Raw genomic sequence first — 25,692 nt, forward strand, 5'->3', positions numbered from 1 at the left:
ACGGGAGTCCGCCAGTTGAACCTGTTGCCCTCCGGTGTCGGCCCGGATTCAGTCGGCGGCGACCGGTTCGCGGGCCGTGTTCTCGTAGGTCACGATGTCGAAGGCACCCCGTGGGTCACGCTCGCGCTCTACCCACGCCGGGCCGAGTTCGGGGAACGTGACGCTCCCCTCGTGTGTCTCGTGGATGTGCGTGAGGACGGCACCGTGCGCGTGGGGGAGAAAGAGGCGGTACACTTCGCCGCCGCCGATGACGTACGCCGTTCCGTTGCCCGTCGCCGCCGCGGCGTCGATGGCGACCCCGGGCGAGGTGACGTAGGTCACCTCGGGGTCCGCAGTCGTTCGGCTCCCGTCGGTCGTCAAGACGACGTGCAGCGGCACGTCCAGTTTGTCCATGCTCTCGAAGGTGCGGCGGCCCACGACGACTGGGTGGCCCGCCACCGTCGATTTGTAGTGGCGCACGTCCTCGGGGTGGTGCCACGGGACCGACCGCCCTTCCCCGATGATGCGGTTCTCCGACATGGCGGCGATGAGTCGCAACTCCATCGTACGTTGAACGTGCCGACGGTGCAAAACGCTGACTTTTCGGTCCGGTCAGCGGTAGCCGAGCGCGTCGAGCCGGTCGCCGACGCCCTCGGCCACGTCCGTCTCGTACTGGTCGGAAAAGCGCGTGTAGTCGTCCAGTTCCGTGCCGACTTCGACGCGCTCGAACTCGTCCACGACAGCCGCGATTTCGGCGGCGTCGATGCGGCCGCGGTCGGTCAACTCTGCCCGGCCCCGCACCAGCGTCTCGTACGCGTCTTCGCCCCAGCGTGCCCGCTTGCGCACCTCGTCGCCGGGCCGGTCCTCGTAGACGAGTTCGGCGGTCTTCGCGAACGGTGCGGCGTCACCGCAGAACCGCTCCGCGGCTTCCTGCATCCCCTCGTCGATGGGGTACTGGGCGGCGACCACCTGCCCGTCGTCCGCGACGAACGCCGCCCCGTCCACTGCACCCTCACCGAGGGCGTGCGTCCGAACCGCGTCCGGGAACGCCGTGAGGTGGGCGAGGCCGTCGACCCGTCGGCCCCGTCGCTGGCCCGGTGCGCGGACGAGTAGGGGGACGTGGTACATCGACTCGTGGGTCCCGATGCGGTGGGCGACGCCCGGCGGTTCCGAATCGAGTGCGGACGGTTCGCCGAAGGCCTCGCCGTGGTCGCCGGTGACGACGACCAGCGTGTCGTCTAACTGGCCCTGCGCGGCCAACCCCTCGATTACCTGCTCGGCGATGGCGTCGACCTGTCGGACTCCGCCGTCGTAGATGCTGGCGAGCAGGTCCGCAAAGCCCAGCGAGAGGTCGCCGTTGTAGAACTCCCAGTGCCACTTGAACCCCATCTCTTCCTGTATCGCCCGCACCGCGTCGTCGCTCCACTCGTCGTACTCGGCGAGCGGTTCGTAGGGCCGGTGGGTGTCCATCAGGTTGATGCAGGCGGCCCACTCCTCGCGGCCGTCGGTCCAGTCGAGCAGTCGGTCGGCGTAGTAGAAGCCGTTTGGCCACTCGCCCAGCGAGCCGTTCGTCTCGTACTCCTCGGCGAAGGCGTCGGGCGTGCTCTCGGTTGTCTCGAACCCGACTTCCAGATTACACTCGTGGCCCACGAGGAAGGGGTTGTCCGTGAACAGGCCGGTGTCGTAGCCCGCGTCGGCCAGTTCCTCGAAGACGGTGTGGCCGGGGTCGAGTTCGTCGGACATCCCGAACCGGTGTGCGGGCACCTCCTGGCCCGTGAACATACTGACGTGACTCGGGACGGTCCAGTTGCTCGGTGCACGGGCCTGCGTGTAGACGGTCGCCTCCTCGGCGAACTCCTCGAGGAAGGGCGTGGTCTCCCTGCGGTAGCCCAGCAGCGAGGTACTCCGCGCCCTGAGACTGTCGGCGACCACCAGCAGGACGTTCGAGCGAGTCATCTACGCGTCGATTGGGCTACGCGGGCTTACCGATTCGGGTTCTGTCGGTGGCTCACGGCGGCCGGACCGTGACCGTTCGCCCCTGCTCTGCGGCCTCGTATATCGCCGCCGTCGCCGCCACGTCGACCAGTGCGTGGTCCCCGTCCGGGCCGATAGGCTCGTCGGCGAGCACGCGCTGGGCGAAGACGGCGAACACCTCGCGCATCTGGTCGGGCGGCGTCCACGTCGCCGTGGCCGTCTCGCCATCCGCCCGGATTCGGAGCCGGTGGGTCTCGTTCCCGAAGAACGCACCGTCGAGCGTCAGGCTCCCGTCGGTGCCGACCACCTGCAAGTGACCGGACAGGTGGGCGTTCTGCGAGACCGAACACTGCGCGGTGGCCCCGGACGGGAACGTGAGGGTGAACGTCGCGTGTTCGTCGGGCACGGCCTCGAAGCCCTCGCTCGACGCTCGCATCGTCGCGCTCGCTCGGCGGGGGTCCTCACCCAGGAGGAACCGGGCGGTGTTCAGCGGGTAGATGCCGAGGTCCGTCACCGAGACGCCGGGGCCGACGAGACTCGGGTCGAGTCGCCACCCGCCGCCCCCGTCACCCATCTCCAGCAGTGGCTGGCTCATGTGGCCGTGGACCTGCAGTGGTCGTCCGACGACGCCATCCCGCAGACAGTCACGGAGGCGTCGCATCGCTGGGTCGGTCTGCAGGCGGTAGGCGACGAACAGGGGGACGCCGGCGTCCGCGCAGGCGGCGACCATCGCGGCGGCGTCCTCGGGGTCGGTTGCCATCGGCTTCTCACAGCAGACTGCCTTCCCGTGGGCGGCGGCCGTCTCGACGTGGTCGCGGTGGGTCGTGTTCGGCGTGCAGACGTACACCGCGTCGTAGGAATCGACTGCGGTGCCGTCGGCGTACTCGCGGTAGGTGAGCGTCGCGTCGAGGTCCCACGCTTCGGCGGCCGTCGCACGCTTCTCGGCGGTCCCGGAGACGGCGACGGTCGGGTCACAGCCCTCGGCGGCCGCGAGCGCGGGCAGGGCGAACTCGCGGCTCCACCACCCCAACCCGACGACGGCGACGCGGAGGACTCCGTCGGTCGTCGCCGTCCACTCGCGTGCGGTCGGGTCGTCCGCGAACTGTTCGAGTGTCACGTCTCGACCCCCGTGTTCGGCCGGTAGGGGGACACGTCCCGTTCGTCGGCCCCCGCGCGGAAGGCAAGATACACCGCGCAGGTCCACCCGAACCCCTGCTGTGTCTCGTACCGGCGGTCGCTCGTCCCGACGCCCGCATCGACCACGTCGTAGTTCTCCCAGAACACGCCCGTCTCGGCGAACACGTCCTCACAGAGGGCGAGCCACGCCTGCCGAACCCGGTCGGCGGCGTCGTCGTAGCCGTATCGGCGGAGGCCGGTGACGACTTGCCACTGGAGCGGTGCCCACCCGTTCGGGTAGTTCCACTGTCGGTCCGGCATTCCGTAGTCGGTCCGACAGGTGACGAGGCCGCCGGGCTGCTCGAACCGGGGCAGGTTCTCGACCAACCGCGCCGCCTGGTCGTCGCTCGCCAGTCCGGTCCACAGCGGGACGTACGCCGCGAGGCTCTCGACCGGCGAGTGCTGACCGCGCTCGAAGTCGTAGTCGAAGAAGAGTCCGGCGTCGTCGTCCCAGTGGGTCTCGACGACCCGCTCGCGGCGGGTCTCGGCGGCCTCGCGCCACGTCGCGGCGGCATCTGGGTCACCGAGGGCGTCGTGTGCGGCCGCGAGGTGTCGCTCGTACCCGTAGAGGTAGCTGTTCAGGTCGACCGGGAGGTAGTCGTTGCCCCGCCGCTGGAACCGCGGCGTGAGGTCCCAGCCAGACTCGTCTTCGGCGTGTTCGTGGTCGCCCGACTGGTCGTAGTAGCGGCTCAGTCCCGTCCCGTCGACGGCGTGTGGTGGCGTCGTCCAGTAGTCGGTGTACTCGCGCTCGACGGCCGCGACGGCGCGGGCGAGCCACGCGTCGTCGCCGGTTTCGGCGTGAACCAGCGTGACCATGGGCGCGAGGAAGGGGGGTTGTGACCGACTCGTCAGGTACGTCCGGTTGCCGTTGGGCACGAACCCGAAGCGGTCGAGGAGGGAGATGCAGTTCTCGACGATGCCCTCGGCCACGCCGATTCGGCCCAGTTCGCGGAGGCCGAGCATCGAGAAGTAGGAGTCCCAGTAGTACATCTCCTCGAAGAACTCCCGGTTGGGCGTGACGTACGGTTCCGGGAGGCCGACGAGCGTCCCCTCGTCCTCGGTCCGGCTGATGGTACACTCTTCGAGGTAGTCGGCCGCGTACTCGCGTGGTTCGGGGCGGTCGGCGTCCGTGGCCATCGAATCGGGAACGGCTACGGGCAGAACCGGTCTAAACCTACCGTTCCCCGCGGCCCGGTCGCCGGTCCTCCTCGACGACCCGCCACGTCCCGTCGGCCCACCGGAGTTCCGTCACCGACCCCGTGGCGACGTCGTTCCCGACGAGTGCCGTCTCGATGTCCTCGTCCCTGACCGCGCCGAGGACCAGCAGAATCGGCGCGAAGTGCGTCACGACGGCGACGGTGCCGCCGGTTCCGGCGAGCGACTCGAAGGCGTCGAGGACGCGTTCCTGCACGTCACGCCAACTCTCGCCGCCGTCAGGGCGGACGGTGGCCGCGTCGTCGCTCACGCAGAGGTCGAGCCACGGGAACCGGTCCAGCAGGCTCTCGGAGGGAAGCCCTTGGAGCGCGCCCCAGTGCCGCTCGCGCCACGCGTCGGACTCGCGGACGGGTACGTCGAGCGTGTCGGCAAGCACGTCGGCCGTCTCCCGCGCCCGCCTGAGGTCGGACGTGACCAGTTCCGTCACGTCACGGTCCGCGAGCGTGTTGGCGGCGGCACGGGCCTGTGCCCGTCCGGTGGCAGTCAGTTCGACGGGTGCCCAGCCCTGCACGCGTCCCTGCTCGTTCCAGCGCGTCTCGCCGTGGCGCGTGAGGAGCACCGTCGTCACAATCGTCCCTGACGCGCCGACCGAAATAAGCCGCCCGGAGTCTCAGCCGCGTGCCCCCGTCGGGAACCGTCCGAGCGCGTACGTCACTGCGATGGCAGTCACGACGACGAGCAGTGCGGCGACGAGCGTCCGCAACACCGGGTCGAAGCCGAACCCGGCGTCGGTGAGCGTCCCGACGACGACGCTCCCCATCGCCTGCACGGCCATCATGCTCCCGCTGTAGACGGCGTAGGCACTCGCGCGGTGGCGGTCCGGGAGCGACCCGAGCAGGAGCGTGTCGACGGCCGGGAAGAGGCTGTGGACCACGTACCCGAGGGCGACGCTCACCGCCACGAGCGCGAGCAGGCCCGTCGTCGCCGTCAACAGCAGGACAGCCCCAGCGAAGCCGACGAGGACGACGAGCAAGTACGGGACGAGTGGGAGACGGTCGGCGAGACGACCGGAGACGCCGAACGCGGGCACGCCCGCCGCGAACACCACCGTCAGGAGGTTCCGGGCCATCGGCTCACCGATAGACTTGGTGGCTGTGAGGTAGGTCACGTAGAAGTTGAACAGGCCGTTCCAGACGAACCCGGCGAACCCGAGGATGGCGACGCCGGCGAGGACGATGCGGTACTGCTCGCGTGCGGCTCCGAGGAAGTCGTTGTCGGCGGTCCCCGCGCTGGGGAACTCCATCCGGCGCGCGACGAGCGTGAACGCGACTGTAGCGAGGGCGGCGACGACGGCGATGGCCTGAAACGCCGTCCGCCAGTCGCCGACGACGAGGACGGCACTGACGACGAGCGGCGCGCCCGCGGCGGCCACCTGCGAGGCCATCCCGTGGATGCCGAGTGCCTGCCCGACCCCCTCCGGAAACAGTTCGCTGATGAGCGGGTTGGCCGCGACGAAGTACGCGCCACTCGCCAGTCCGAGGGCGAACGCACCGACCAGCAACACCGGCACGGACGGTGCGACGGCGGTGAGGACGGCCGCACCGGTCAGGAGCGTCCCGGTACCGAAGACGGCCCGCTGGCGCGAGACGCGCGTCAGGAGGTAGCCGGTCGGCACTCTGGAGAGGGCACTCCCGAGCCACGCGAGCGTCGCCAACAGACCCAGCGTCGCGGTGCTGACGGTGAGGGCGTCCCGGAGCGGTTCCAGCAGGGGCGCGAACACGACCCGCCCGAGGTTCATCAGGAAGACCATCGAACACAGCGACACGAACACGGCGCGTCGGGCCACGCTCGCCCTTCGCCGCCGCCGCCGTCAAACCTTCCGAAGCCGTCGTGCGTGTGTCATACCGTGGCGCGGGCTTTTTAAGCTCCTGTCGTGTACCGTCGTACATGGATTCCGTACGGAAGGGGCTCCGCGCCGGGGATATCGAGAAGGACACCTACGAGCGCCTCACCTGTGCGGACTGCGGTGAGGAACTCGGAACCAAGAACGACCCGGACGAACTCGGCACCGTCAGGTTCTGCCCCGGCTGTGGCAGCGAGTGGAAGAAAGTCGGCTGACTACTCGAAGACGGCGTCGAACGCTCCGGCACCGAGCGGTTCGAACGTCCCGGCGTCCACGTTCTCGGCCACGTGCTCCGGCGACCCCATGCCGACGAGCGAACTCGTCACGCCCGGCGCGCTCCGGGCGAAGTTGAGAGCCCGCTGTGCCCGCGTGTCCCCGTCGAGTCGCGCCTCGACGTCGCCGGGCATCTCCTCGGTCAACTGCCCCTGCATGAGTGACGCGCTCGTGAACACGTCCAGCCCCGCGTCGTTGGCGAACCACAGCGCGCTCTGTGGTCCCTCTGCCCCGTCGTGTGCCGTCACAGTGAACGCGTCGGCCATGAACACGTTGAACGGGAGTTGAATCGCCCGCAGGTGCGTGGCCGCCGTCCCCGCCGCGTCGGACGCCGCTCGTGCCCGCGCGACGATTTCCGGGAGCGACAGGTAAGCGTCGTGGTCGGAGGGTACCCTGAACGCTTCCCACGTCGCCACGCCGTAGTGTCGAATGTCCCCGGCGGCCGCCCGCTTCTCCAACCGCGTGAACGTCGCCTCTAGCTGGTCGTACACTTCGCCCCGCGATTTCGATTCGAGTTGTGTCTCGGGGTTGTGGACGTAGTAGAGGTCCACCGTGTCGAGGCCGAGGTTGTCGAGCGAGCGGTCCAACTGGTCGTCGATGTAGTCGGGGGCGATGCAGTGCTGGCCGTGAACCAACTCGTCCCGGTCCACCAGCCCCGTCTCGACGTACTCCTCGCGGACGTACCGTCCCGGGTCTGCCGGTCGCTCGCCGTCGAAGGGGACGAACCCGCCTTTCGTGGCAACGAGGATGGCCTCCCGGTCCACGTCCGCCGCGGCGAGGGCGTCCCCGACGACGCGCTCGCTCCGCTGGTTGCGGTAGTTGATTGCCGTGTCGACGACGTTGACGCCCGACGCCACCGCTCGCCCGACGGCGTCGCGGTACCCCTCGTCGGCCTCGTCGGTGGGGTCTCCGAGGTACGTCCCGATACCCACCGAGGAGACGACGCAGTTGCCGAACGCCCGGAAGTACGTGCGGGCGAACCGCTCGTGGTGGTCGTCGCGGTACGCCCACGTCGCCTCTCGTGTGGCCATGTGGCCCGTTTGGGCCGCCGCCGTCAAAACCGGGCCGGTCTCGCCGCGTGGTCACTCGTCGTCGGTCTCCGACTGAACCTCCGCCCACGACGACGCCCCGAAGAACGTCTGGAGTGCCATGAGAACGCCGACGTACGCCCCGAACGCTACGACGAGGGTGGGGACGATGACGAGCAGTGCTAGCTCACCGAGCGGATTGCTACCGAACAGTTGGAGGGGAACCACCATGAGCACGCTACGCGGGCACAGAAAGATAATGTATACGATTGCCAATTATAAACAAGACTCTCTCGGTCACGCGGCACGGTTGCGGGGCGGTCCCGCCAGCATCCGCCGAGTGTCGGAGACGCGAGGCGGTTTACTCCGAGTCGCGGCCTCCGGCCGCACTCGGAGGTCGTTTTTCCCCACGTTCACGAGAGCGGAGCTCTCGTGCAGTCGTCCGAAAGGCGAGGCCTTTCGGGATGACGAGAGACGCCGTCCGGCGTCTCTCGAACCACCCACCAGAAATCTCCGATTTCTGGGGACGTTTTTGCAGTCGGGGGTGCCCGCAGGCGGCGAAGCCGCCGAGGACACACCCGGCTGTAAAAAGTGGCTAGATATCGCCAGACATCGCCGAAAAGAGACGGTCGGTGAGTTCCGGCATCGTGACGCCCGTGGATGGGCCGAGCCCTTCCATGTGGTCGAGTGAAATCTGGCCCCCACCCATGCGGGCGTGGCCGCCGGCGTCGGCCATGGGGATGTCGTCGACGGCGGCCTGGAGGGTCTTGCCCATGTGGACCCGGTCGTCGCGGGAGCGGCCCGAGAGGTGGACCGTGCCGTCTTTCTCCCCGGCGACGACGACGGCGGTGACGCCCTCCAACCGGAGGAGTTCGTCGGCGGCCTGTGGGATGGCGTCGGCGTTGTTCACCTCGCCGACGTTGCTGAACGCGAAGGCGTTGCGGACTTCCCGGTCCACGATTGCCCGAGCCTTCACGTCCAGTACCTCCGCGTCGACTTCCGGGTTGGCGATTCTGTCGAGCGTGTCCTCGTCGACTCCGTCGTAGAGGTAGGCCGCGGCGTCGAACTCCGCCGCCGAACAGCCAGCGGTCAGGTTGTTGGTGTCCGACTGGATGCCGTAGACGAGTGCGGTCGCTACGTCCGAGGGGAGGGTCGTCTCGTCGTCGGCGTCGGAGCCGGCCGGTTCCCAGCCGAGGGCGTCGTAGTACTCCGCGAAGATGGTGGCACACGCGCCAGTATCGGTACGAACGTCGGTGAACACGTCGCCGGACCCGTTGCCGGGGTGGTGGTCGACGACGGCGAACGGCTCCACCGTCTCGGCTCCGGGGAACCCGCGCGGCGTGTTGTGGTCGACGGCGACGACTTCCTCGGCCGCGATGTCGTTCGCGTCGGTGATGCGGTCGAAGTTCAGGTCGAGCACAGTCTCGAACGCGCGGTTCTCCTGATGGCGTATCTGTCCGGCGTACTGCATCGTCGCCTCCGTGTCGACGGCGGTGGCGAGCGTCTGGACGGCGAGGGCACACGCCATCGCGTCGGGGTCGGGGTTAGGGTGCATCAGGACCGCGACTTCGTCGCGAGCGGCCAGTGCCCGATGGAACCGCTCGCCCGCCGACCGCCGGAGCCAGCGGACGAGCAGTCCGATGACGACTACCACGACCAGCACCACGGCGGCGACCGACACCGCGACCAGAGGGTTCTCGAGGGCGAATGCCGCAGTTGCGTCGACCGCGGTTTCCACACCAACCGTACCCACGGGACCGACGCCACTTGCGGCTACAAGTGGCATACTCGCACTGTGTCGCCCTCAACAGACAAGAATGTTCCCCTCAGCACACCTTCAATCCGCTCGACACCGCCGCAGTCTGTCGAATCCCGTCCGGTTCAGGCTGTCGAGCCGTCGGTCCGGTACTCGTCGATAGCCGCCGCGTACCCCTCGCGATACGTCGGAAACGAGAACTCGTAGCCGAGTTCCCGAAGGAAGTCGTTCGAGCACCGCTTGCTGGTCTGTATCCGCCGCCGTGCGGTTTCGGAGAGGTCGGGGTCGTCGAGTCGCTCCGTTTTCGTCTGCTTCGGTGGGTCCGGGACGCCACACTCGCTCGCCAACCAGTCCGCGAACGCCCACTTCGAGACGGGTTCGTCGTCGACGACGAGCACCACGTCGTCGCGGGCCACGTCCTCTTCTAGCAGGAACCGCACCGCCCCGGCGGCGTCGTCCCGGTGGACCATGTTCAGGTACCCCTCCGTCACCGGCCCCTCGAGATACCGCTGTAACCGGTAGCGGTCCGGGCCGTACAGGCCGGCGAACCGCGCCACCGTCCCGTCGATGCCGTAGTCCGCGGCCGTCTCGCGGGCGACGCGTTCGGCCGCTGCCAGCACTTCGGTCTTGTCCGTCGTCGGATCGAGCGGCGTCTCCTCGTCCACCCAGTCGCCACCGTGGTCACCGTAGACGCCCGTACTCGACGTGTAGACGAGTCGCTCCGGGGAGTTTGCCCGGTCGCCGAACGTCTCGACGACCGTTTCGAGGCCCTCGACGTACACCTCGCGGGCGGCCTCGGCCCCGCGGCCACCGGAACTGGCCGCGAAGACGAGCGCGTCGGCGTCCGGGACGGCGCCGAGACTGTCGGCGTCGGTCACGTCGGCCTGTACGGCCTCCAACCCGGCGGCCTCGACGGCGGCGAGGCCGGCGTCGGAGCGACGGACGCCCACGACGGTGTGGTCGGCGGCGAGTTGGCGGCCGAGTTCGAGGCCGACGTACCCACAACCGAGGATGCAGACGCGCATGGTCACTTCTTGCTCTCGATGTACTGGTGGAGCAGCGCGTACTCCCGGAGCGTCATCGGATACCGCCCCTCCACTTTCTGCTGTATCTCCTTCGCTTCCATCGCCCCGTCGATACCGGACGCGACGGCCTCCACGTCGAGGACGGCCTGACTCATCCCCATCAGCAGGATGTCGCGGGCGTCCGCGACGAGGAAGTCCGCGTCCGGCCGGTCCGGGTCGGTGGCGAGGACGGCCGCGGCCTCTTCGAGCGTCATCTCGGGCGATTCGCCCGCGACCAGTGCCTGGAGCGTCTCCTCGGCAACACCCGTCTCGTCGGCGACGGACTCGACGCCCTGGGCGTCGACTGTCGCGGCCAGTTCCTGCTGGTAACTGGCCTGCAAGTCCTCGGGGTCGCGGTCCCCTGGCGTCTCGAACTCGTCTCTGAGCATGCACCCACGTAGGGGACCACGGTACAAATCTCTGTTACTCTCCGTCGGCCCACGGCACCTGCCGACTCTCGTTCGGGAGTCCGGCCCACGCGTCCCATCCCGCGGACCGCTCGTCTAACTTTCCGTCCTTGTCGCCGACACCTTGTGGTCCCGTCGGGACGGCGATACCGACGGCCGTCCGGGACGAGAAGGCGACACGCTCCGCACGGCCGAGACGCTCGGTACTGCCGTCGTCGTCGTAGTCGACACGGACGCTCGCGCCGTCACGGACGTACGTCAACGACCGACTCGGTTGCCCCGCCGACCCGCGCCGGGCACTGACCGCGAAGCGGTCGTAGCCGCCCCGGACCTCGACGTACCAGACGTTGACGGTCGTCCACCACGGCGTTCCGAGGGGGACTACCGGGAGTCCGGCGGGCACGCGGTTGACCGACCGTGAGAGTCGGTCGCCGATTCGCGTCACCGTCCGGTTCACACCGCGTCCGACGGCTCGCTCTGTCCGCGCCCGCAACCGCTCTCGAACGCGTTCTCGCACGAGTGTCGTCGTCCGGTCGACGGCGTCACGTGGGATAGCCGCCTTCGAGTCCGCGATAGCGTCTTCGAGCGCGGTGCGGAGTCGCGCTTCGAGGAGTGCCTGCCGGGTCGCGTTGCCGGGGACTGCGGTGCTGGCGAGTGCGTCCGCGGCCGACCCGTTCGTCAGTGCCACTGCTCGCGCGCCCGCCGTCTCCCACCGCAACAGCGCGGTGTCGACCAGTTCGGCCCGGTCCGCGTCGGTACTGCCGACGCCGTTCGCCGTCAGTACCGCCGCGAGGTCTCCCTCGACGCGTTCGGTTTCGGCCGTGACGGCTTCGCGTAACGCCGTCCGTCCCTCCGCGAGTCGCCGCACCCGTGTCTCGTTCGTCGCCGGTAACGCCGCCGCTGTCTCGGTCGCAGCGAGTGCCCGGGCCGCCGTCCGGAACGACACCTGCCCGCTGCCGCCGGCCTCGCCCAGCAACGCGTCCGTGATGTCGCCGTAGGGGTTCGTGAACACGTTGACGTTTCGGGCCGCGAGCGGGTGCACCTCCGTCGTAGACGGGAGTGACTCCACGCGTTCGCCGCGCACGGCACTCGTGGTCAGGTACGCGGGCGACCCGTCGACGCCGGTGACAGTGACACCGTCGGCCGTCGTCGGCCGTCGTTGTGGGACGCCTGTCGTCCGGTGGGCGAGTGCCTGCGAGAGGAGGTCGACAGACCCCGCGTCCAGACTACCGAGGACGCCGTCGAGTGCCGCCCGCCTGTCCCGGTGGGCGTCCCGTCGCGATTCGAGACGGTCGATGGCTTCCTCGACGTAGGCACGCCGTGCCGCGACGCGTGCCCGCTGTGCGACGGTCGCGTACCGGGCCGGGGCGTCCACGAGGCGTGCCTGTCGGCTGTCGAGTGCCGTCGCCAGTTGCCCCGCTGGGTTCGCCTCGAACGTGCCGACACGGCCGCGACCGACACTGGTCGAGACGTTCCTGACCGTCCCAGTGAGGCTGACGAGGTCACGGCGGACCCACCTGTCGAGGCCGCTCGGTCGCTCCCCGACAATCGACACCGGCCCCGTGTCGAGTCGGTCCTCGACGTGGCGGGCCGCCAGCGCGCCGGGACCGCCGCGGTCGGCGACCACGGTCTCGATGGCACGCTCTCGGACGCCCGCGAAGTTCGGGTCGGTCCCCGGGTACGGCCCCCGGTCCGTCCGGTTGTGGGCGATACCGAGCGGTCGGTCCGGTGCAACCTCGGTGTGCGTGTGCCGACCGAGAACTCCCACGTCAACCCCGTACTCGACCGTCTCGGTGTTCTCCTCCGTCTCCGTGTCACTGCCGTCCGTCCACTCACAGGTTCGGGTCCGTTCCTCGTCGACGGTGAGCGTCTCGGCCGTCAGGACGTGCCAGTTCTCGGGGGTGAACAGGCGCGGCGACCGCTCGGCGTCGTCGGTGTCTGTCACGTCCGTCTCGGTCTCACACTGTTCGAGTGTCCAGTCGTCGCCCGTCGGCGGGTCGGGGCGGTCCGGGTCGTCCCCTTCCCGTGCCCGGATGCGTGCCGTCGCCCGCGCCTCCGCCGTGTACGCCTCCCGGAGAACTGCCGACAGGTTCGACGGTCCGGCGACGCTCGTGAGTGCTCGGTCGGCGGTCGTACTCACGGTGACGCCCATCTCGTCGTCGGCCGACGGCCGCGACGTGTTCCCGGTCGGTGCGGACAGGTCTGCGTTCGGGTCCGGCACCTCGGGACCCGACACCGGAAAGCCCGCAGGGAGCGACGACCCCTGAACCGCCAGCGACGACAGTTCCGAGACGGCGAGGCCGACCGCCGCCCGTCCGAACGCGTGGCGGGCAGCAGCGTCGCTCCGCCCGAACACCGCCCGCTGCTCGCCCAGTACTGCACCGTTGGTCAGGACGCCGAGGTGCCCGCTCCCGACGACGTTCTCGACTGGGACGCCGCCGTACTGAGCGTACCCACGTGCCCACGTCAATGCGTACGTGTACCCGGTGAACCGCCGCCCGAACCCGGGCCTCTCAAGCCCGGCGTTCAACCGCGCCTCGAACCGCTCGACCCGCTCGTGGAGGGCTACAACGGGCGTCCTGACGACGAACGACGCCGTCCGTTCGCGGTGCCCGACCGTTCGGTTCCCGCGGCGTGCAGTCACGGTTACGTTCTCGACCCGGACGTGGACTGCAGTTCGGTTTCCCTCGACGGTATCGATATGGACGCGACGCTTCGCCGCCCGAAGCGCGCTGGCGTTCGGTGTCGGTGGGAGCGATGCACTCACGGTCACGTCACCGACCACGACGTCAAGGTCATGGAGTCGGTCCCGCGCCCGAAGGTAGATTCGAACCCGGAGTGCGTCGCGGAACGGTCGTGAGTCGTTCAGGACGCGACCGACACTCGTGTTCGCGCGGGCGAGGACGGGTTGTCGGGCGGCGGCGTCGCTCGCGCGCCGGACGCTCGCCCGGAGTGCCGTCGTCGTCTCGGCGGTCCCCCGCTCCATCGCCACGTCGACGGCCGGTTCCGCAGGCGGCCGCGCTGGCTGTACCGAAACTGCGAACGTCGCGCTCCCGAGCAGGAGGACGACCCCGACGAGCGAGAACGGGACACGGGCACGCTCGTCGCCCATCACGGCGACCACGTCCTGACGGTTACCCTGACCGTTCCAACCCGGACTCGCTCGGCCGCGGCCGCGGGTGACTCGAACTGCGTTCGCATGTCCGCCGCGAGTCGGTCCGCCAGCGAGTCGGTGAGCGCGGCGTTCGCACGTTCTACGTCGTTTGCCCGTACCGCCGCCGTCACGTTCGCCCCGAGTAGCCGCCCCATCTGGCGGTACCGATACGCCACGAGCCGGTCGACGGGGTAATCGCCGAGGAGTGCGTCCTCGGCTGCCTCGGGGGGAAAGAGTCCGTCGACGACGCGCACTGCGACAGCCTCGGCGACGGACGCGTAACTCCCGGAGACTGCGACCGTTCGCGCCTGCTGGCGGGCGGCTGGCAGGCCACTGTCGACAGTGAGCGTCGCGGCGTGAACCGTGGTGGCCGGTGGCGGCGACGGACCGACCGTAACCTCGCCGCGCATCGGTGCGTCGGGGTACGGCTCCCAGACTGCACGGACCTGTGCGAGGTGGCCACGGCCCCGGAGTGCAGTCCGTGTCGCGTTCGCGACTGCTGTCCGGAACCCGTCGCCGGTGTGGGTCACACGCCGTCCGTCGACGGTGAGCGTCTCGACTGTCGCCGTCCCGAGGTGGTCCGCGAGCGTCCCGTGTGCCGTGCGGTCGAACGCTGGCCCGCCCGTCCGCGGGAACGATACCAGTTCCTCGTCGGCCTGTCGCGCGCCCGGCGCGAGCGAGTACTGTACGTCCGCGGTACTCGTCGCCAACACGTCGGCAGTCGGGTCGGCGGCGTCCGCATCGGCGAACGGGAGCGGCCCGGCCGGCACTGCGAGCGTCAGCATCGCGGCCCCGACCAGCAAGAGGAACACCCCCGTGTCGAGGACGGTACTGACGGCCCTCACGGCCAGACCCTCACTGTCAGCCGCCCGGGACGAACCGACCCCGGTACCGTTCGGACACTCACCCGTGCTGTCGCGTTCCGCGCCGTACCCGGTGCTGTCGGTCCGACCGTCCACCGCTGTTCTGCCGTCACGAGCGTCGCGTTGAGACGATTGCCACTTCCGACGGCGTCCGAGGCGGCGGAGAGACGTTGCGGGGCGACCACACCGCCGTCGGTCACTGCCCGCTCGACGCGGTGGAGTGTCGGTTGCGCGCTCGCCTCGTCCCGTTCCGGGAGCGCGCCGTCGAGCGCGCCCGCGTACAGTCCGAGACCCGCACAGACCGCGAACACGGCGACGATAGCCGCGAGCGGTTCGACCTGCCCCCTACGCGCCGACGAGGACGACATCGACCCCCTCCCACTTGGCGTGGCGGACGAGCACTGTTTCGGCCGACTCCCACCGGTGGTCTCGGGTGCGGGCGGCCGTCGCCGCCGCACGGAAATCGGCCGGCGTCTCGAACGTTCTGCTGGGTGGCGCGCCGTGGAGAACGGCCCACAGCGGTGACTCGGCAGTGACCGGCGTGACCGGCCCGTACTCGAACGCCGCGTGGGTGGTTCCGCTCTCGGTTCGAAGACTGACCCGTGCCGTCCCGAGGCGGACCGCCGTCGCGTCTAGCGGATACTGGCCGGTCGCCTCGTGTGGGCTCGCCGCCACCGAGTCGATAGTGTCTGCGACGCGCTGTGCGTCCGGGGGTGCTGTCGCCGGGAGGCCGGTGGCGACGCCGAAGGCGGCGACGCTCGCCGCCGTGACGCCGAGCCAGAGGTACCACGCGTCGGCCGGTGCGTCGAACATGGTCGGGGCTGGTTCCGTCCTCCGATTTAAACCTACAGGAGGGTACCGACGGCGGCCACCGTCACGAGGTACGTCACCGTCGCGGCAAGCAGTGCCACCCCGACCCGGTAGCCGACGAGTGCCCTGTCGAGGCCCCGCGACAGTCCGGTCGAGAGCACTGTCAGGACGACAGCGAGCGCGAGGACGTAGAGGCCGACTGCGAGTCCCAACCCGGCTGTCGTCGGCCCGCCGCTCGCGGCCAGTTCGCCGCCGAAGGCCATCCCGTCGGACATCGCAACTGTCGCGCCGGCTACCAGCGGGCCGAAGACGGCCGCCGTGTTCGCGAGCGTGCTCGTCACCGTCGCCGTCTCGTGACGTGCGTCGCGTTCGACGGCGGCCATCTCCGAGAGGTTGTCCGCCATCGCCACGACGGCACCCCCGGCCGGTCGCCCCTCGCGGGCGGCGAGTGCGAGTAGCGTCGCGGTACTTCGCGCCCGGGGACTCGGGACGTGTGCGAGCGCGCCGTGGTCGCCGAGAAACGCCTCCCGGACGCCGACTTTGAGTTGTCGCTGACGGCGCGCGGCGTCGGCCAACACGTCGCCCGTCGCGTCCGGCACCTCCTCGGCCGCGGCGGCGATGGCCGTCTCGACGGCGTGGCCCTCCTCGACGCGTCGCCCGATGTAGTACAGCGCGTCGGTCAGTCCCGCCTCGACCGCTCGAACCCTGTCCCGGACCGCCTTCACCGCCCGGTAGTGGACCACCAGTCCCGACCCGAGACCCACCCCGAGCGCGGCGAGGGGGCCGGTCCACCCGCCGACGAGCACCGTGCTACCGACCCAGCCGACGACGCTACCGGCGACGCCGACGCCGACTGCTGGCCACCGTCGCTCTGGCAGGTCCGGGTGCGGCCGCTCGATGCGAGGCGGCGGGAAGGTCACCGGCCGCCGCGACAGGAGCCACGCGCTCGCGGCGAGGACGACACACGGGAGCAGGACGTCGTAGAGCAACACGACGAGCGGGAGCGGCACGGCGACGCCGGCCATCCGCGTGGCTGGCAACAGCGCGACGAGTGCCAGCGGAAGCAACACGCCGAACGCGTACAGCCCCGTCGTCGGCCCCTCCAAGCCGGCGGCGAACTCGGCCATCTCCTCGCGCGCACCGTCGAGGACGACTTCGAGACCCCGGTCCAGCGTCCGCTCGCGCTCGCTCGCTGGCGCGGTGTCCGCCGACTCGACGAGCAGGAGTGCCCGCCGGAGTGCCGGGAACCACTCCGCCCACTCCGCGGAGAACGTCGGCAGGCCCGACCCCGCCCGCCCGGCGGCGCGGCGAACGTGGTCCGCGAGGCTGTCGGCGAGCGGTCCGTGTCCCTCCGCCGCCGCGAACGCCGCCGCCGTCTCCGTCGTCGGTGTGATGCGCATCCGGAGGACGACACGCCCGACGAGCGCGGGCGCGTCCCCCAGTGCCCGCGTCCGGCGTGCGGTCGCAAGCAACTGCGGTGCGGTGTGGACGGCGTGGACGACGCCGAGGAGACAGGCCAGCGCGACCAACAGGCCGAGCGGCAGGAGTGGCGGCGGGACGACGAGCAGTCCGAGGGCGACGACGGGGACGGTCGCCACTGCCGCACCGTAACCAGCCCTGACGACTGTCTCTGGTGGAATTGGGGCGTCGAGGAACCCGAGCGACCGGTCGAGCGTGTCGCTCGACTCGACATCGGCCGGGTAGAGCCGTGCCAGCCACGTCAGCGCGGTCCAGCCCCCGGTCATGCTGTCCCCGCACGACGCCGCGCGTGTGCGGTGCAGACCCCCTCCGTGTCCGTCCGTCCGTCGTCGGCGAGCGACGCGAGCCACGACGCCCGGGCATCGAGTCGCTTACGAACGTCGTTGTAGGCCTCCGCCGAACGTGTCAGGGTCTCGGCGAGTCGACTGTTCCCCCGCGCTATCTCGCCGGTCGCTACGAGGGCACCGTCGGCGAGTTCGTAGAGCGGGACGAACGCGGGGCCGTCGGGTCCAGCGACGACTTCCTCGATGGATTTGACCCGCCGCGCCCGGCCGTCCGGTGTCTCGTACGGTTCGCAGGTCACGACGAGGTCCGTCGCGGCGAACGAGGAGGCCGGGACGCCGAGGTCCGCGACGACCCGCTCGCGGACGGCCGCGCCGCCGTCGCCGTGGATGGTTCCGAGTACCGCACTCCCGCTGGCGCCGACGCGCATCGCCTCGTAGAGGACGCTCGCTTCCTCCCCGCGGACTTCGCCGAGGACGAGCGCGCCTTCCCCGAGTCTGAGCGCGGTTCTGAGCGCGGCCGTCGGCGAGACGCCGCCGCCGCCGTCGTCCGTCCGGAGGGCCTGTACGTCCCGGTCGGCACGCTGGAGTGCCTCGACCGGGAGTTCCGGCGTGTCCTCGATGACGACGGTCCGCGTCGTGGCAGGGAGTTCCCAGAGGAGCGCGCCGAGAAGCGTCGTCTTCCCCGCGCCGCGGGTCCCCGCCAGCAACGTCGCGGCATCGCGTTCGACGGCGAGCGAGAGCAGTGCCGCCGCGTCCGCCGGGAGTGTCCCGTTTTCGACCAGCGCGGGGAGCGTCCACGCCTCGCGCTCGTGGGCACGGAAGGCGAACCCCACGCCGTCACTGACCGGGTCGCTCACCCCGGCGACGCGGAGGCGGCGGCCACCGACCTCGGCCGTCGCGTCGAGCGTAGGACTCGCCCGCGAGAACGCGCGGCCGCTCTCCCGACGGAACCGGGACGCCAGTGCCGAGACGCCCTGCTCGGTCAGGCGGACGTTCGTCGTCAGCAGGTCCCCGTCGTACCGGACGCGCAGGTGGTTGTCGGCCGTCGGCGCGGTGGCGAACACGTCGGAGACGCGCTCGTCGGCGAACAGGTCGGTCAACACCCCGTATCCGGTCGTATGTTTCCCGAGTATCGCCTCCAGCGTCGCCACGTCACTGTCTCCGTCCGCGACGCGCCTGACCGCACGTCCGGGTGCGCGCTCGCCGCCATCGACCGCCCCCGACGCGAGACGGTCGTACGCCGCCGCGAGCGTCGCCGTCGCGTCCGGGTCCAACCCGTGTTCGACTGGTTCGAGGTGGTACCGCCGGGTCCCGCTGTCGGACCGGTCGTACACCCGGACCGTCGCGCCGGTGTCGATGTCGCGGACGGAGACGAGGCTCGCGTCGGCGGGTGGCCGAGCGGCGATGCGTGCCCGGCTGACCGTCGGGCCGACGTACGGCCGGAGCAACTCCCGGTAGCCGTCAGCACGGGCCGCGCCCGCGGTCAACCCAGTCTCGGCGGCGAGCGTCGCCACCGGGCCGGCGCGGCCGGTCGCCGCGCGTGCGGCCCCGAGCGGGTCGACGCAGGCCCGCATCGCGAGGTCCGCGTCGTGGACCGCGACTGCCTCCGCGAACCGACCGGCGGCCACGAGGAACGCGGCGGCGGGACCTTCGTAGGCACACTCCATGCCAGCCGAGACGGTGGTGATGGACTCGGCGTCGCGCTCACGGAGGTACTCGACGACGGTGCGTCGGCAGTCGGGTTCGGTCGCCAGCCGTCCCGCTCCCGGACAGCCGTCCGCGTCGACGACGAGTCGCTCGTCCTCGAACGCCGGGTCACAGCCGCAGTCGCGTTCGTCGTCCGAACCGGCGAACCGACCGAACAGTCGAGACATGGCCGCCGCTGGCCTCGCTCTCACGTATAATCGTTCGGGCCGCGTTCGAGTCGCCGGACGAGAACCGTCTCCCGTCCGTCACGCTCCACTAGCGTGAGTGCCAGCCGGTGCCGACCGGCCGCTTCGAGAACCAACCGCCCCGGCGGTGACCGGGAATCCACCCCGACAACGCGGGCACCGGACACTTGACGCGTCCGCTCGTGACTACCCTCGACCTGCCACGCTATTGCCGGGGCGTCCCCGTTCGGTGCCTCGCCCGGTCGCCCTCCGATTGTGAAATACTCCACCGGAACCGTGGCGTAGTCCCGTGCCGGGAGTCGGACGGTCACCACTCGCCGCGCGCCGGGACTGTCCGGCGGGACGGGAGCCGCCCGTTCCCGCAGGTCCGCCACTGCGGCGGTGACGCGCTCGGCACTCGCGGCGACGCGCGCGTTCCCCCGGTCACGGGAGGCGGTGTCGAGGGCGGCGAACCCCGTCCCGACGAGTGCCGACGCGAGGACGGCCGCGAGGACGACCCGGAGCATCAGAGCGTCCCGCGCAGACCGGCGAGCAGTCCGCCGTCGTCGGTTCGGTCCGTCTCCCCGTCTTCCTCGGGTGGACGCCCGCCCCGCCGCCGCTGTCGCCGTGGTGGTTCGTCCCCCGGCCCGTCGGTTTGGTTCCGGTCTGCCGCTTCCGCCATCACGCGCCGTGCGGTCCGCCCCGCAACGTCCTTGTTCTGGTCCGTGCCACCGGAATCAGCACCATCGGTGCCCCCTGCTCCGTGTGGTCGGCCGGTTCGTTGCCGTGGTTCGTGACGGCTCTCGGCTCCCTGACTCTCCCCATTGGACTCCTCGACTCGTGTTTCGAGCGACTCGACCGCCGCGAGCGCGGCGTCGGCCCGTTGCTCGATGTCACGGTTGACGGAGCGGACGTTCCCGACGTAGCCACGGACGGCCTGTGTGCTGGCCGCCAACTCGTCCACCCGGTCGGTGAGTGCGTCGACCTGTTCCTCGACGGCATCGAGCCGCGCCGCGAGTGACGCCACGTCTTCGGGTGCCGTGCCGTCCCGCCCGTCGTCGGTCAGTGCCCGTTCCACCGCACGAAGTCGCTCGTCCACCTCGTCGATGTCGACCATGGCGGTGCTGGCCGCCCGTTCCCATTTGAACGCTCGGGAACCCTACGCCGCAGGCTTGAATAGTGGGTGTCACGATGGTGGCGACATGAAGGTCGCCCTGATTGGCGTGGGTCAAGCAGGCGGAAAGATAGCCCAGGCCCTCGCAGAGTTCGATTACAACCGCGAATTCGGTGCCGTGATGGGCGCGTTCGCGGTCAACACCGCGCGCGCCGACCTCCAAAACCTCGACATCGACACGATGCTCATCGGTCAGGACCGAGTGAAAGGGCACGGTGTCGGTGGCGACAACGAACTCGGTGCCGAAATCATGCAGCAAGAGGCAACCGAGGTGATGGACGAACTCGACGGTCGAATCACCAGCAAGGCCGAGGCTATCATCGTCGTCGCCGGCCTCGGCGGTGGCACCGGCTCCGGTGGCGCGCCGATGCTCACCCGGAAACTCCAGCGAATCCACGACATCCCCATCTACGGGCTCGGTGTCCTCCCCGGGCGCGACGAGGGAGCGATCTACCAAGCAAACGCCGGTCGCTCGCTCAAAACCTTCACCCGCGAAGCCGATTCCCTCCTCCTCATCGACAACGACGCGTGGCACAGTTCCGGTGAATCCGTCGAAGAAGGGTTCGACACCATCAACAACCGCATCGCCGAGCGCGTCGGCCTGTTGCTGGCCGCCGGTGAGGCCGTCGAAGGCGTCGGCGAGAGCGTCGTCGACTCCTCGGAAATTATCAACACGCTCAAAACCGGCGGCATCGCCTCGCTCGGCTACGCCTCCGCGAAGGCCGACGAGGACGCCGGCGAGAACATCAACGTCATCACCTCGACGGCCCGGAAAGCCCTCCTGACCGGGACGTCGCTCCCCAACGCCGTGCAGGCGGACACCGCCCTCCTCGTCGCCGCCGGCCACCCCGACCGAATCGCCCGCAAGGGCGTCGAACGCGCCCGCAAGTGGCTCGAAGAGGAGACCGGCAGCCTCGAAGTCCGGGGCGGTGACTTCCCGCTCAACAGCGAGAACATCGCCACCCTCGTCTTGCTCGGCGGCCTGCAAGGGTCCCAGCGCGTCCAAGAGTTCATGGACCGCGCCAGCGAGGCCGCAAAGCGGCGCGAGCAAGAACCCGAAGACACCGTGGACGACTTCGAGAACGAGGAACTGGACAACCTCTTTTAGAACCCACTTTTTACGTCGGGGGGTCGCCGCCGGCGACCCCCCATCCCAAAAACGTGGGGAAAAACCGCCGAACTCGCGGCGATGCCGCGAGTTCGGTGAACCGCGCGCCAGCGGCGCGCGGATACTCGTAACCGCCCCGTACCGCACCACTACCGCCACCGCCCCACACCGCTACCCCTTGCCCCGCAATTCCCTTCGAAAGGACTAATCAGCGGCCCGGAGAACGCTCGGGTATGGCTGACGACGACTCCGAGACAGAAGAACCCGCCGTCGAACTCGGCGACGGTGCGGCCGTCGAGGGCGCGCCGCTGGCGCGCGTCTCGGCGCGCCTGATGTGGGGCATCGAGAAGAGTGAGGTCCGCCGCCGCGAGGGCGAGACGACCATCCGGACCCCCGACGGGCCGCAGGAACTCGGGGACGTACTCGACGACGTGGACCTGCCGTACTTCGAGAAACGCCAAGAGTTCGAGGACGCCGTCCGCGATGTCGTCGGAACCGGCCCGGTTCCGACCGCAGACGAGTAGCGCGGACGAGCGGAGCGAGTCCGCGGACAGCGAGCGAGTTCACTGCGAGACGGCGGGTCCTCGGAACGAGTGAGCGGGGACGGACGACCCACGACGGGAGCCTTTTGTCCGCACCGGTCGTACACCAGTCGATGACGCTCCCTATAGACCCGGCTGTCGTCGACCCGGAAGACATCGGTGAACAGCGTGCGGTCCTGGAGATGGACCACGAGGCGGCAATCGAACACGTCCGCGAGACGTTCGCGGACGCCGGGTTCGGTGTCGCAGTCGAGTTCTCCGTCTCCGACATGCTCGCGGAGAAAATCGGTGCCGACCGCGACCCCTACTACGTGCTGGGGGCGTGCAACCCCGACGTGGCCGACCGGGCACTCGACTCCGCGATGGAACTCGGCGGGTTGATGCCCTGTAACGTCGTCGTGTGGGAGGAGGAACCCGGCCGCCAGCAGGTTTACCACGTCTCGATTATGCGCATCGCGCGGCTGACCGGGATGGCACCCGACGACGACGAGTGGGCCGACATCGTCGCCGAAACCGGCGAACTGGTCGACGAGGCCTTCGAGAACCTCTGAAGGAGGCTCGCCGTGTTACCGCCCGAAATCGCCTAACCGCGCCTGTAGGCCGGACACCATCTCGGACTTGCGCCGGAGTTGCGCCAGCGAGACGGGGAAGCGCGGCGCGAGTTCCCGGATGGCGTCGTGGAAGCTCTCCGCCTCGCCCACCTCGCTCTCGTCGAAGGCGTGCCGGACGCCCTCGCGTATCTGCCAGACGCCGACGGGTGCCCAGTACTCGGGCGAGGCGTGGCGGACGACCAGTACCTTGGCCTGTCGGCCACGGTCGTGGAGGTGTTCGAGGACCCCCAACCGCGAGGCGTAGTACGCGCCGGAGGTTTCGTCGACGTACTCCGTACGACCCTCGTAGCCCTCGCTGTCGGCGGCCATGTACATCCCGGCCTCGGGGTCGGGGTTCCAGATGCTCCCCGGAGCCTTCAGTTCGACCAACTCGAACTCCCAGTCGCCCGGAGCCATGATGACCCAGTAGGTGTTGCCCATGTACTCGTTGACGCGCACCTCGGTCCGGTCGATACTCGGCGCGTTGTGGACGGTGCCCCGGAGATACTTCCCCACCGTGTCGTCGGCCGCGGTGATGGACCACCGGGTCGGGACGAGCCGGCGGTTCTCCCCGCGGCCCAACGCCCCGGCCGAGAGGATGGTGTTGATGTCGTACACGTCGAAGCCACGGCGATAGAGGTACGTCATCGCACCCTCGGCCTGCCAGTCGTCGTCTTCGAGCGTCTTCTCGACGGCGCGCGGGACCGACGGGTTCTCCGCGAGATCGGCGGTCTGTGCACGAGCGCGCGGGCCGCGCGGCGCGCCGATGTCGTCGAGGTCCACGTCGAGGTCTGGGCGGCCGTCCAGCCCGATTTCCACGTCCACGGGGTCCTCGGCGATGGCCACCTCCCGCTGGACGCCGACGAAGCCGTCCCACACGTCCTCGACGTCCACGCTCGCCGACCGTGTGGAGTTGAGCAGGCCGGTCCGACGCTGGAACACGTCTTCGATGCCGTACCCCTGCCGGTACCAGTCGCCGGTCGTCACGAAGTCCGTTGGGTCCGTGTCCGGTCCGCCGACGGGCGAGAGGAGGCCCGTGGAGACTCGTGGGTAGTTCGAGCGACCGACGAAGATTTCGGGAGCGGTCGACCCGAACAGCGCGTCGCCCTGCACGCGCTCGTCCAGTTGCTGCTCGACGTCGTCGAGGTACTCGGTCACTCGGTAGGACTTCTCCTCGGCGAGGCGGCGCAGGTCCGCCGCCTCGTCGCGCTCGAAGTCCTCGATGAACTCGTCGAGCCGCATTCACTCGGGGTTGGTCGCTCGTGCCTATGAATGTATCCTGTGGTCGGCGGTGTCGCCTGTACCGTGACAATACTTCGTTTGCCAACCGGTTACGAACTGCGAGTCGGCCGGATTGTTTAAGCGAACGTCTCTGTTTGACCCAATCGGATACTGATGGTGGCACACTGGGTGGTGTGGGCGCACCTCGTGGCGAGTGCCGGGACCCTCGGCCTCGCGGCGTACGTCCGGACGTTGCCGGACAGACCGGGTGCAGGGCACTGGGTCGTCGCATTGCTGTTCATGGCGGGTGCCCAAGCGTGCTACGGGGCCGGGTTGGTCGTCTTCGACGAAACGGCCCGGATGCTGCTGGAACTGGCGACGCTCGGGTGCATCATGTGGGCGGGAGTCACGTTCCTGTCGTTCACGCTCGCGTACACTGGTCGTGAACACCTCATACGCAGGTGGCCGGTTCTGGCAATCGCTACGCTCGCCGTCTTCGTCACTCTCGTCGGGGTGACGAATCCGTTCCACCACCTGCTCTGGGAGTCGTTCCGAATGGACCCGCTGGCCGGGATGGCGACGGTTCGCTACGAGATACAGCCGTTCCTGTTTCTGGTGACGGCTGGCGTCTACACCGTCGTCGGAATCGGGTCGCTCAATCTCGTCGAAACCGCGACCAACTACACGTCCTCGTCGCTCCGACAGGCCGTCATCGTGGCCCTCACCCCGGTGGTTCCGTTAGTCGCCGGACTCGCATGGCTGTTCAAACTCGGCCCGTACCCGCAGTTGAATCTGATTCCGATTTCGTTCTTCCCACACCTCGCCCTCGACGTGTACGCGCTGTTCGTCCGGGACGTAATGGAACTCCCGGCCGGCTTACAGCGGACCGGCAAGCGGGCGGCCATCGACGACTTGGGGATGCCCGTCATCACCATCGCGGCGGACGGCCGCGTCATCGACCTGAACGCCGCCGGCGAACGGTTGCTCGACACCGACACCGAGACGGCGTACGCGTCAGCCGTCTCCGACCTCCTCGACACGGATATCGACCTCTCCAAGGGCGACCAACAGTTCGAGATGGCGGTCAACGGTGAAATCCGGACGTACAAACTCTCCTTGTCTCCGTTCGAGAGTGAGGGCGGCACCCACAGCGGCTACACCATCGCGGTACAGGACGTGACGACCGAAATCCAGCGCAAACAGCGACTCGAAGTCCTGAACCGTATCCTGCGGCACAACCTCCGCAACGACCTCAACGTGGTCCAGTTGCGGGCGAAGCGGTTGGCGGCGGACACCTCCGACCCCTCGAACCGAGACCACGCCGAGGTCATCCGGTCCACGTCGGAGCGACTCGTCACGCTCAGTCAAAAGGCCCGCTGGGCGACGCGCGCCCTCGACGACGTGGCTCCGCAACTCGTCTCGGTGCGCCCACTCCTCGAAACTGTCGTCGACGACGTGCGGGCAGACACGAACGCCACCGTCGACATCGACGTGCCCGAGTCACTCCGACTCGAAGTCGACCCGGAACTGTTCAGCGTGGTGTTCACGAGCATCGTCGAGAACGCAATCACGCACAACGACAGCGCGAACCCACAGGTCGCCATCTCCGCCACCGAGTCCGATGCGTGGGTCAGATTCAACGTCCGTGACGACGGCCCCGGGATACCGAGCCACGAGCGTGCGGTCATCGAGAACGGCCGTGAGTCGGCACTCCAACACGCGAGTGGCATCGGGTTGTGGCTGATTCACTGGGGCGTGACGATGCTTGGCGGCGACGTGACGTTCGAGGTGGCCGACGCCGGCTCGACTGTCTCGGTCCGGTTACCGAAGTCGGAGGAGACGGCCGACGAGTCGACTCCGACGGCGGAGCCTGTGTGACCG

Annotated in this window: 25 protein-coding genes; 5 read left to right on the forward strand and 20 right to left on the reverse strand. The window is 69.4% G+C overall.

Annotated elements, in window-relative coordinates:
- Window positions 1-48: 48 nt before the first annotated feature.
- Genes MUG95_RS11700 through MUG95_RS11725 form a run of 6 tightly spaced genes read right to left on the reverse strand, consistent with a single transcriptional unit; the run spans window position 49 to window position 6,094 of the window.
- Window positions 49-543: a dihydrofolate reductase gene (locus MUG95_RS11700; RefSeq protein ID WP_247007725.1), complete on the reverse strand. Its 495-nt coding sequence runs from the start codon at window positions 541-543 to the stop codon at window positions 49-51.
- A gap of 48 nt (window positions 544-591) precedes the next feature.
- Complete coding sequence (locus tag MUG95_RS11705; protein WP_247007728.1) at window positions 592-1,935, reverse strand: sulfatase; 1,344 nt, start codon at window positions 1,933-1,935, stop codon at window positions 592-594.
- 52 nt (window positions 1,936-1,987) lie between these two features.
- Entirely contained in the window at window positions 1,988-3,070 is a 1,083-nt protein-coding gene (gene gfo6 / locus MUG95_RS11710) for a D-xylose 1-dehydrogenase Gfo6 (protein WP_247007730.1), read from the reverse strand.
- Window positions 3,067-4,266 carry a trehalase family glycosidase gene (locus MUG95_RS11715; RefSeq protein ID WP_247007732.1) on the reverse strand — a complete coding sequence of 400 codons (1,200 nt, stop codon included), beginning with the start codon at window positions 4,264-4,266 and terminating at the stop codon, window positions 3,067-3,069. The genes gfo6 and MUG95_RS11715 overlap by 4 nt, the downstream gene beginning before the upstream one ends.
- 37 nt (window positions 4,267-4,303) lie before the next feature.
- Window positions 4,304-4,912, reverse strand: coding sequence for a histidine phosphatase family protein (locus MUG95_RS11720; protein ID WP_247007734.1), 609 nt, complete (start codon window positions 4,910-4,912; stop codon window positions 4,304-4,306).
- A 42-nt stretch (window positions 4,913-4,954) separates the two neighbouring features.
- Window positions 4,955-6,094: an MFS transporter gene (locus MUG95_RS11725; RefSeq protein ID WP_247010486.1), complete on the reverse strand. Its 1,140-nt coding sequence runs from the start codon at window positions 6,092-6,094 to the stop codon at window positions 4,955-4,957.
- A gap of 137 nt (window positions 6,095-6,231) precedes the next feature.
- Here MUG95_RS11725 and MUG95_RS11730 point away from each other — a divergent pair, with 137 nt between their 5' ends.
- Window positions 6,232-6,402: an HVO_0758 family zinc finger protein gene (locus MUG95_RS11730; protein ID WP_247007736.1), complete on the forward strand. Its 171-nt coding sequence runs from the start codon at window positions 6,232-6,234 to the stop codon at window positions 6,400-6,402.
- Here MUG95_RS11730 and MUG95_RS11735 read toward each other — a convergent pair whose 3' ends face one another.
- From MUG95_RS11735 to MUG95_RS11795, 13 genes are all read right to left on the reverse strand, one after another.
- Window positions 6,403-7,491 carry an aldo/keto reductase gene (locus MUG95_RS11735; protein ID WP_247007739.1) on the reverse strand — a complete coding sequence of 363 codons (1,089 nt, stop codon included), beginning with the start codon at window positions 7,489-7,491 and terminating at the stop codon, window positions 6,403-6,405. It lies immediately after the preceding gene.
- Between the two features lie 51 nt (window positions 7,492-7,542).
- Window positions 7,543-7,719: a hypothetical protein gene (locus MUG95_RS11740; RefSeq protein ID WP_247007742.1), complete on the reverse strand. Its 177-nt coding sequence runs from the start codon at window positions 7,717-7,719 to the stop codon at window positions 7,543-7,545.
- Window positions 7,720-8,083: 364 nt separating this feature from the next.
- Entirely contained in the window at window positions 8,084-9,274 is a 1,191-nt protein-coding gene (locus tag MUG95_RS11745) for a DHH family phosphoesterase (RefSeq protein ID WP_247007753.1), read from the reverse strand.
- 95 nt (window positions 9,275-9,369) lie between these two features.
- The gene (locus MUG95_RS11750) at window positions 9,370-10,269 is read right to left on the reverse strand and encodes an NAD-dependent epimerase/dehydratase family protein (RefSeq protein WP_247007761.1); all 900 of its coding nucleotides are present in this window, start codon (window positions 10,267-10,269) and stop codon (window positions 9,370-9,372) included.
- 2 nt (window positions 10,270-10,271) lie between these two features.
- Window positions 10,272-10,697: a DUF5791 family protein gene (locus tag MUG95_RS11755; protein ID WP_247007763.1), complete on the reverse strand. Its 426-nt coding sequence runs from the start codon at window positions 10,695-10,697 to the stop codon at window positions 10,272-10,274.
- A 34-nt stretch (window positions 10,698-10,731) separates the two neighbouring features.
- Window positions 10,732-13,827 carry a DUF7286 family protein gene (locus MUG95_RS11760; RefSeq protein WP_247007766.1) on the reverse strand — a complete coding sequence of 1,032 codons (3,096 nt, stop codon included), beginning with the start codon at window positions 13,825-13,827 and terminating at the stop codon, window positions 10,732-10,734.
- On the reverse strand, window positions 13,827-14,714 hold the full coding sequence (locus MUG95_RS11765) for a DUF7284 family protein (protein WP_247007769.1): 888 nt from the start codon (window positions 14,712-14,714) through the stop codon (window positions 13,827-13,829). The genes MUG95_RS11760 and MUG95_RS11765 overlap by 1 nt, the downstream gene beginning before the upstream one ends.
- Window positions 14,711-15,100: a DUF7285 family protein gene (locus tag MUG95_RS11770; protein WP_247007771.1), complete on the reverse strand. Its 390-nt coding sequence runs from the start codon at window positions 15,098-15,100 to the stop codon at window positions 14,711-14,713. Before MUG95_RS11770 ends, MUG95_RS11765 begins: the two co-directional genes overlap by 4 nt.
- On the reverse strand, window positions 15,078-15,545 hold the full coding sequence (locus MUG95_RS11775; RefSeq protein ID WP_247007773.1) for a DUF7283 family protein: 468 nt from the start codon (window positions 15,543-15,545) through the stop codon (window positions 15,078-15,080). The genes MUG95_RS11770 and MUG95_RS11775 overlap by 23 nt, the downstream gene beginning before the upstream one ends.
- 32 nt (window positions 15,546-15,577) lie before the next feature.
- A complete protein-coding gene (locus MUG95_RS11780; protein ID WP_247007775.1) occupies window positions 15,578-17,287 on the reverse strand; it encodes a type II secretion system protein in 1,710 nt (569 codons plus the stop codon).
- Entirely contained in the window at window positions 17,284-19,179 is a 1,896-nt protein-coding gene (locus MUG95_RS11785) for an ATPase, T2SS/T4P/T4SS family (protein WP_247007785.1), read from the reverse strand. Before MUG95_RS11785 ends, MUG95_RS11780 begins: the two co-directional genes overlap by 4 nt.
- A 20-nt stretch (window positions 19,180-19,199) precedes the next feature.
- On the reverse strand, window positions 19,200-19,703 hold the full coding sequence (locus MUG95_RS11790; RefSeq protein ID WP_247007787.1) for a DUF7311 family protein: 504 nt from the start codon (window positions 19,701-19,703) through the stop codon (window positions 19,200-19,202).
- On the reverse strand, window positions 19,703-20,293 hold the full coding sequence (locus tag MUG95_RS11795; RefSeq protein WP_247007789.1) for a DUF7310 family coiled-coil domain-containing protein: 591 nt from the start codon (window positions 20,291-20,293) through the stop codon (window positions 19,703-19,705). The genes MUG95_RS11790 and MUG95_RS11795 overlap by 1 nt, the downstream gene beginning before the upstream one ends.
- An 85-nt stretch (window positions 20,294-20,378) precedes the next feature.
- Here MUG95_RS11795 and MUG95_RS11800 point away from each other — a divergent pair, with 85 nt between their 5' ends.
- The 3 genes from MUG95_RS11800 to MUG95_RS11810 all read left to right on the forward strand — a co-directional run bounded on the left by MUG95_RS11800 (window position 20,379) and on the right by MUG95_RS11810 (window position 22,551).
- Window positions 20,379-21,458, forward strand: coding sequence for a tubulin/FtsZ family protein (locus MUG95_RS11800; RefSeq protein WP_247007792.1), 1,080 nt, complete (start codon window positions 20,379-20,381; stop codon window positions 21,456-21,458).
- Between the two features lie 233 nt (window positions 21,459-21,691).
- Window positions 21,692-21,982, forward strand: a complete 291-nt coding sequence (locus MUG95_RS11805) for a DUF5789 family protein (protein ID WP_247007795.1) — start codon at window positions 21,692-21,694, stop codon at window positions 21,980-21,982.
- 131 nt (window positions 21,983-22,113) lie between these two features.
- Window positions 22,114-22,551 carry a DUF302 domain-containing protein gene (locus MUG95_RS11810; protein WP_247007807.1) on the forward strand — a complete coding sequence of 146 codons (438 nt, stop codon included), beginning with the start codon at window positions 22,114-22,116 and terminating at the stop codon, window positions 22,549-22,551.
- A gap of 15 nt (window positions 22,552-22,566) precedes the next feature.
- On the opposite strand, the gene nreA is transcribed toward MUG95_RS11810, so the two are convergent.
- Window positions 22,567-23,832, reverse strand: a complete 1,266-nt coding sequence (gene nreA, locus MUG95_RS11815) for a DNA repair protein NreA (protein ID WP_247007809.1) — start codon at window positions 23,830-23,832, stop codon at window positions 22,567-22,569.
- A 153-nt stretch (window positions 23,833-23,985) separates the two neighbouring features.
- On the opposite strand from nreA, the gene MUG95_RS11820 reads away from it, so the two are divergent.
- Window positions 23,986-25,689 (forward strand): sensor histidine kinase, encoded by a 1,704-nt coding sequence (locus MUG95_RS11820; RefSeq protein WP_247007817.1) that lies wholly within the window; start codon window positions 23,986-23,988, stop codon window positions 25,687-25,689.
- Window positions 25,690-25,692: the final 3 nt, after the last annotated feature.

Source organism: Halorientalis litorea (genome assembly GCF_023028225.1).
Classification (GTDB): domain Archaea; phylum Halobacteriota; class Halobacteria; order Halobacteriales; family Haloarculaceae; genus Halorientalis; species Halorientalis litorea.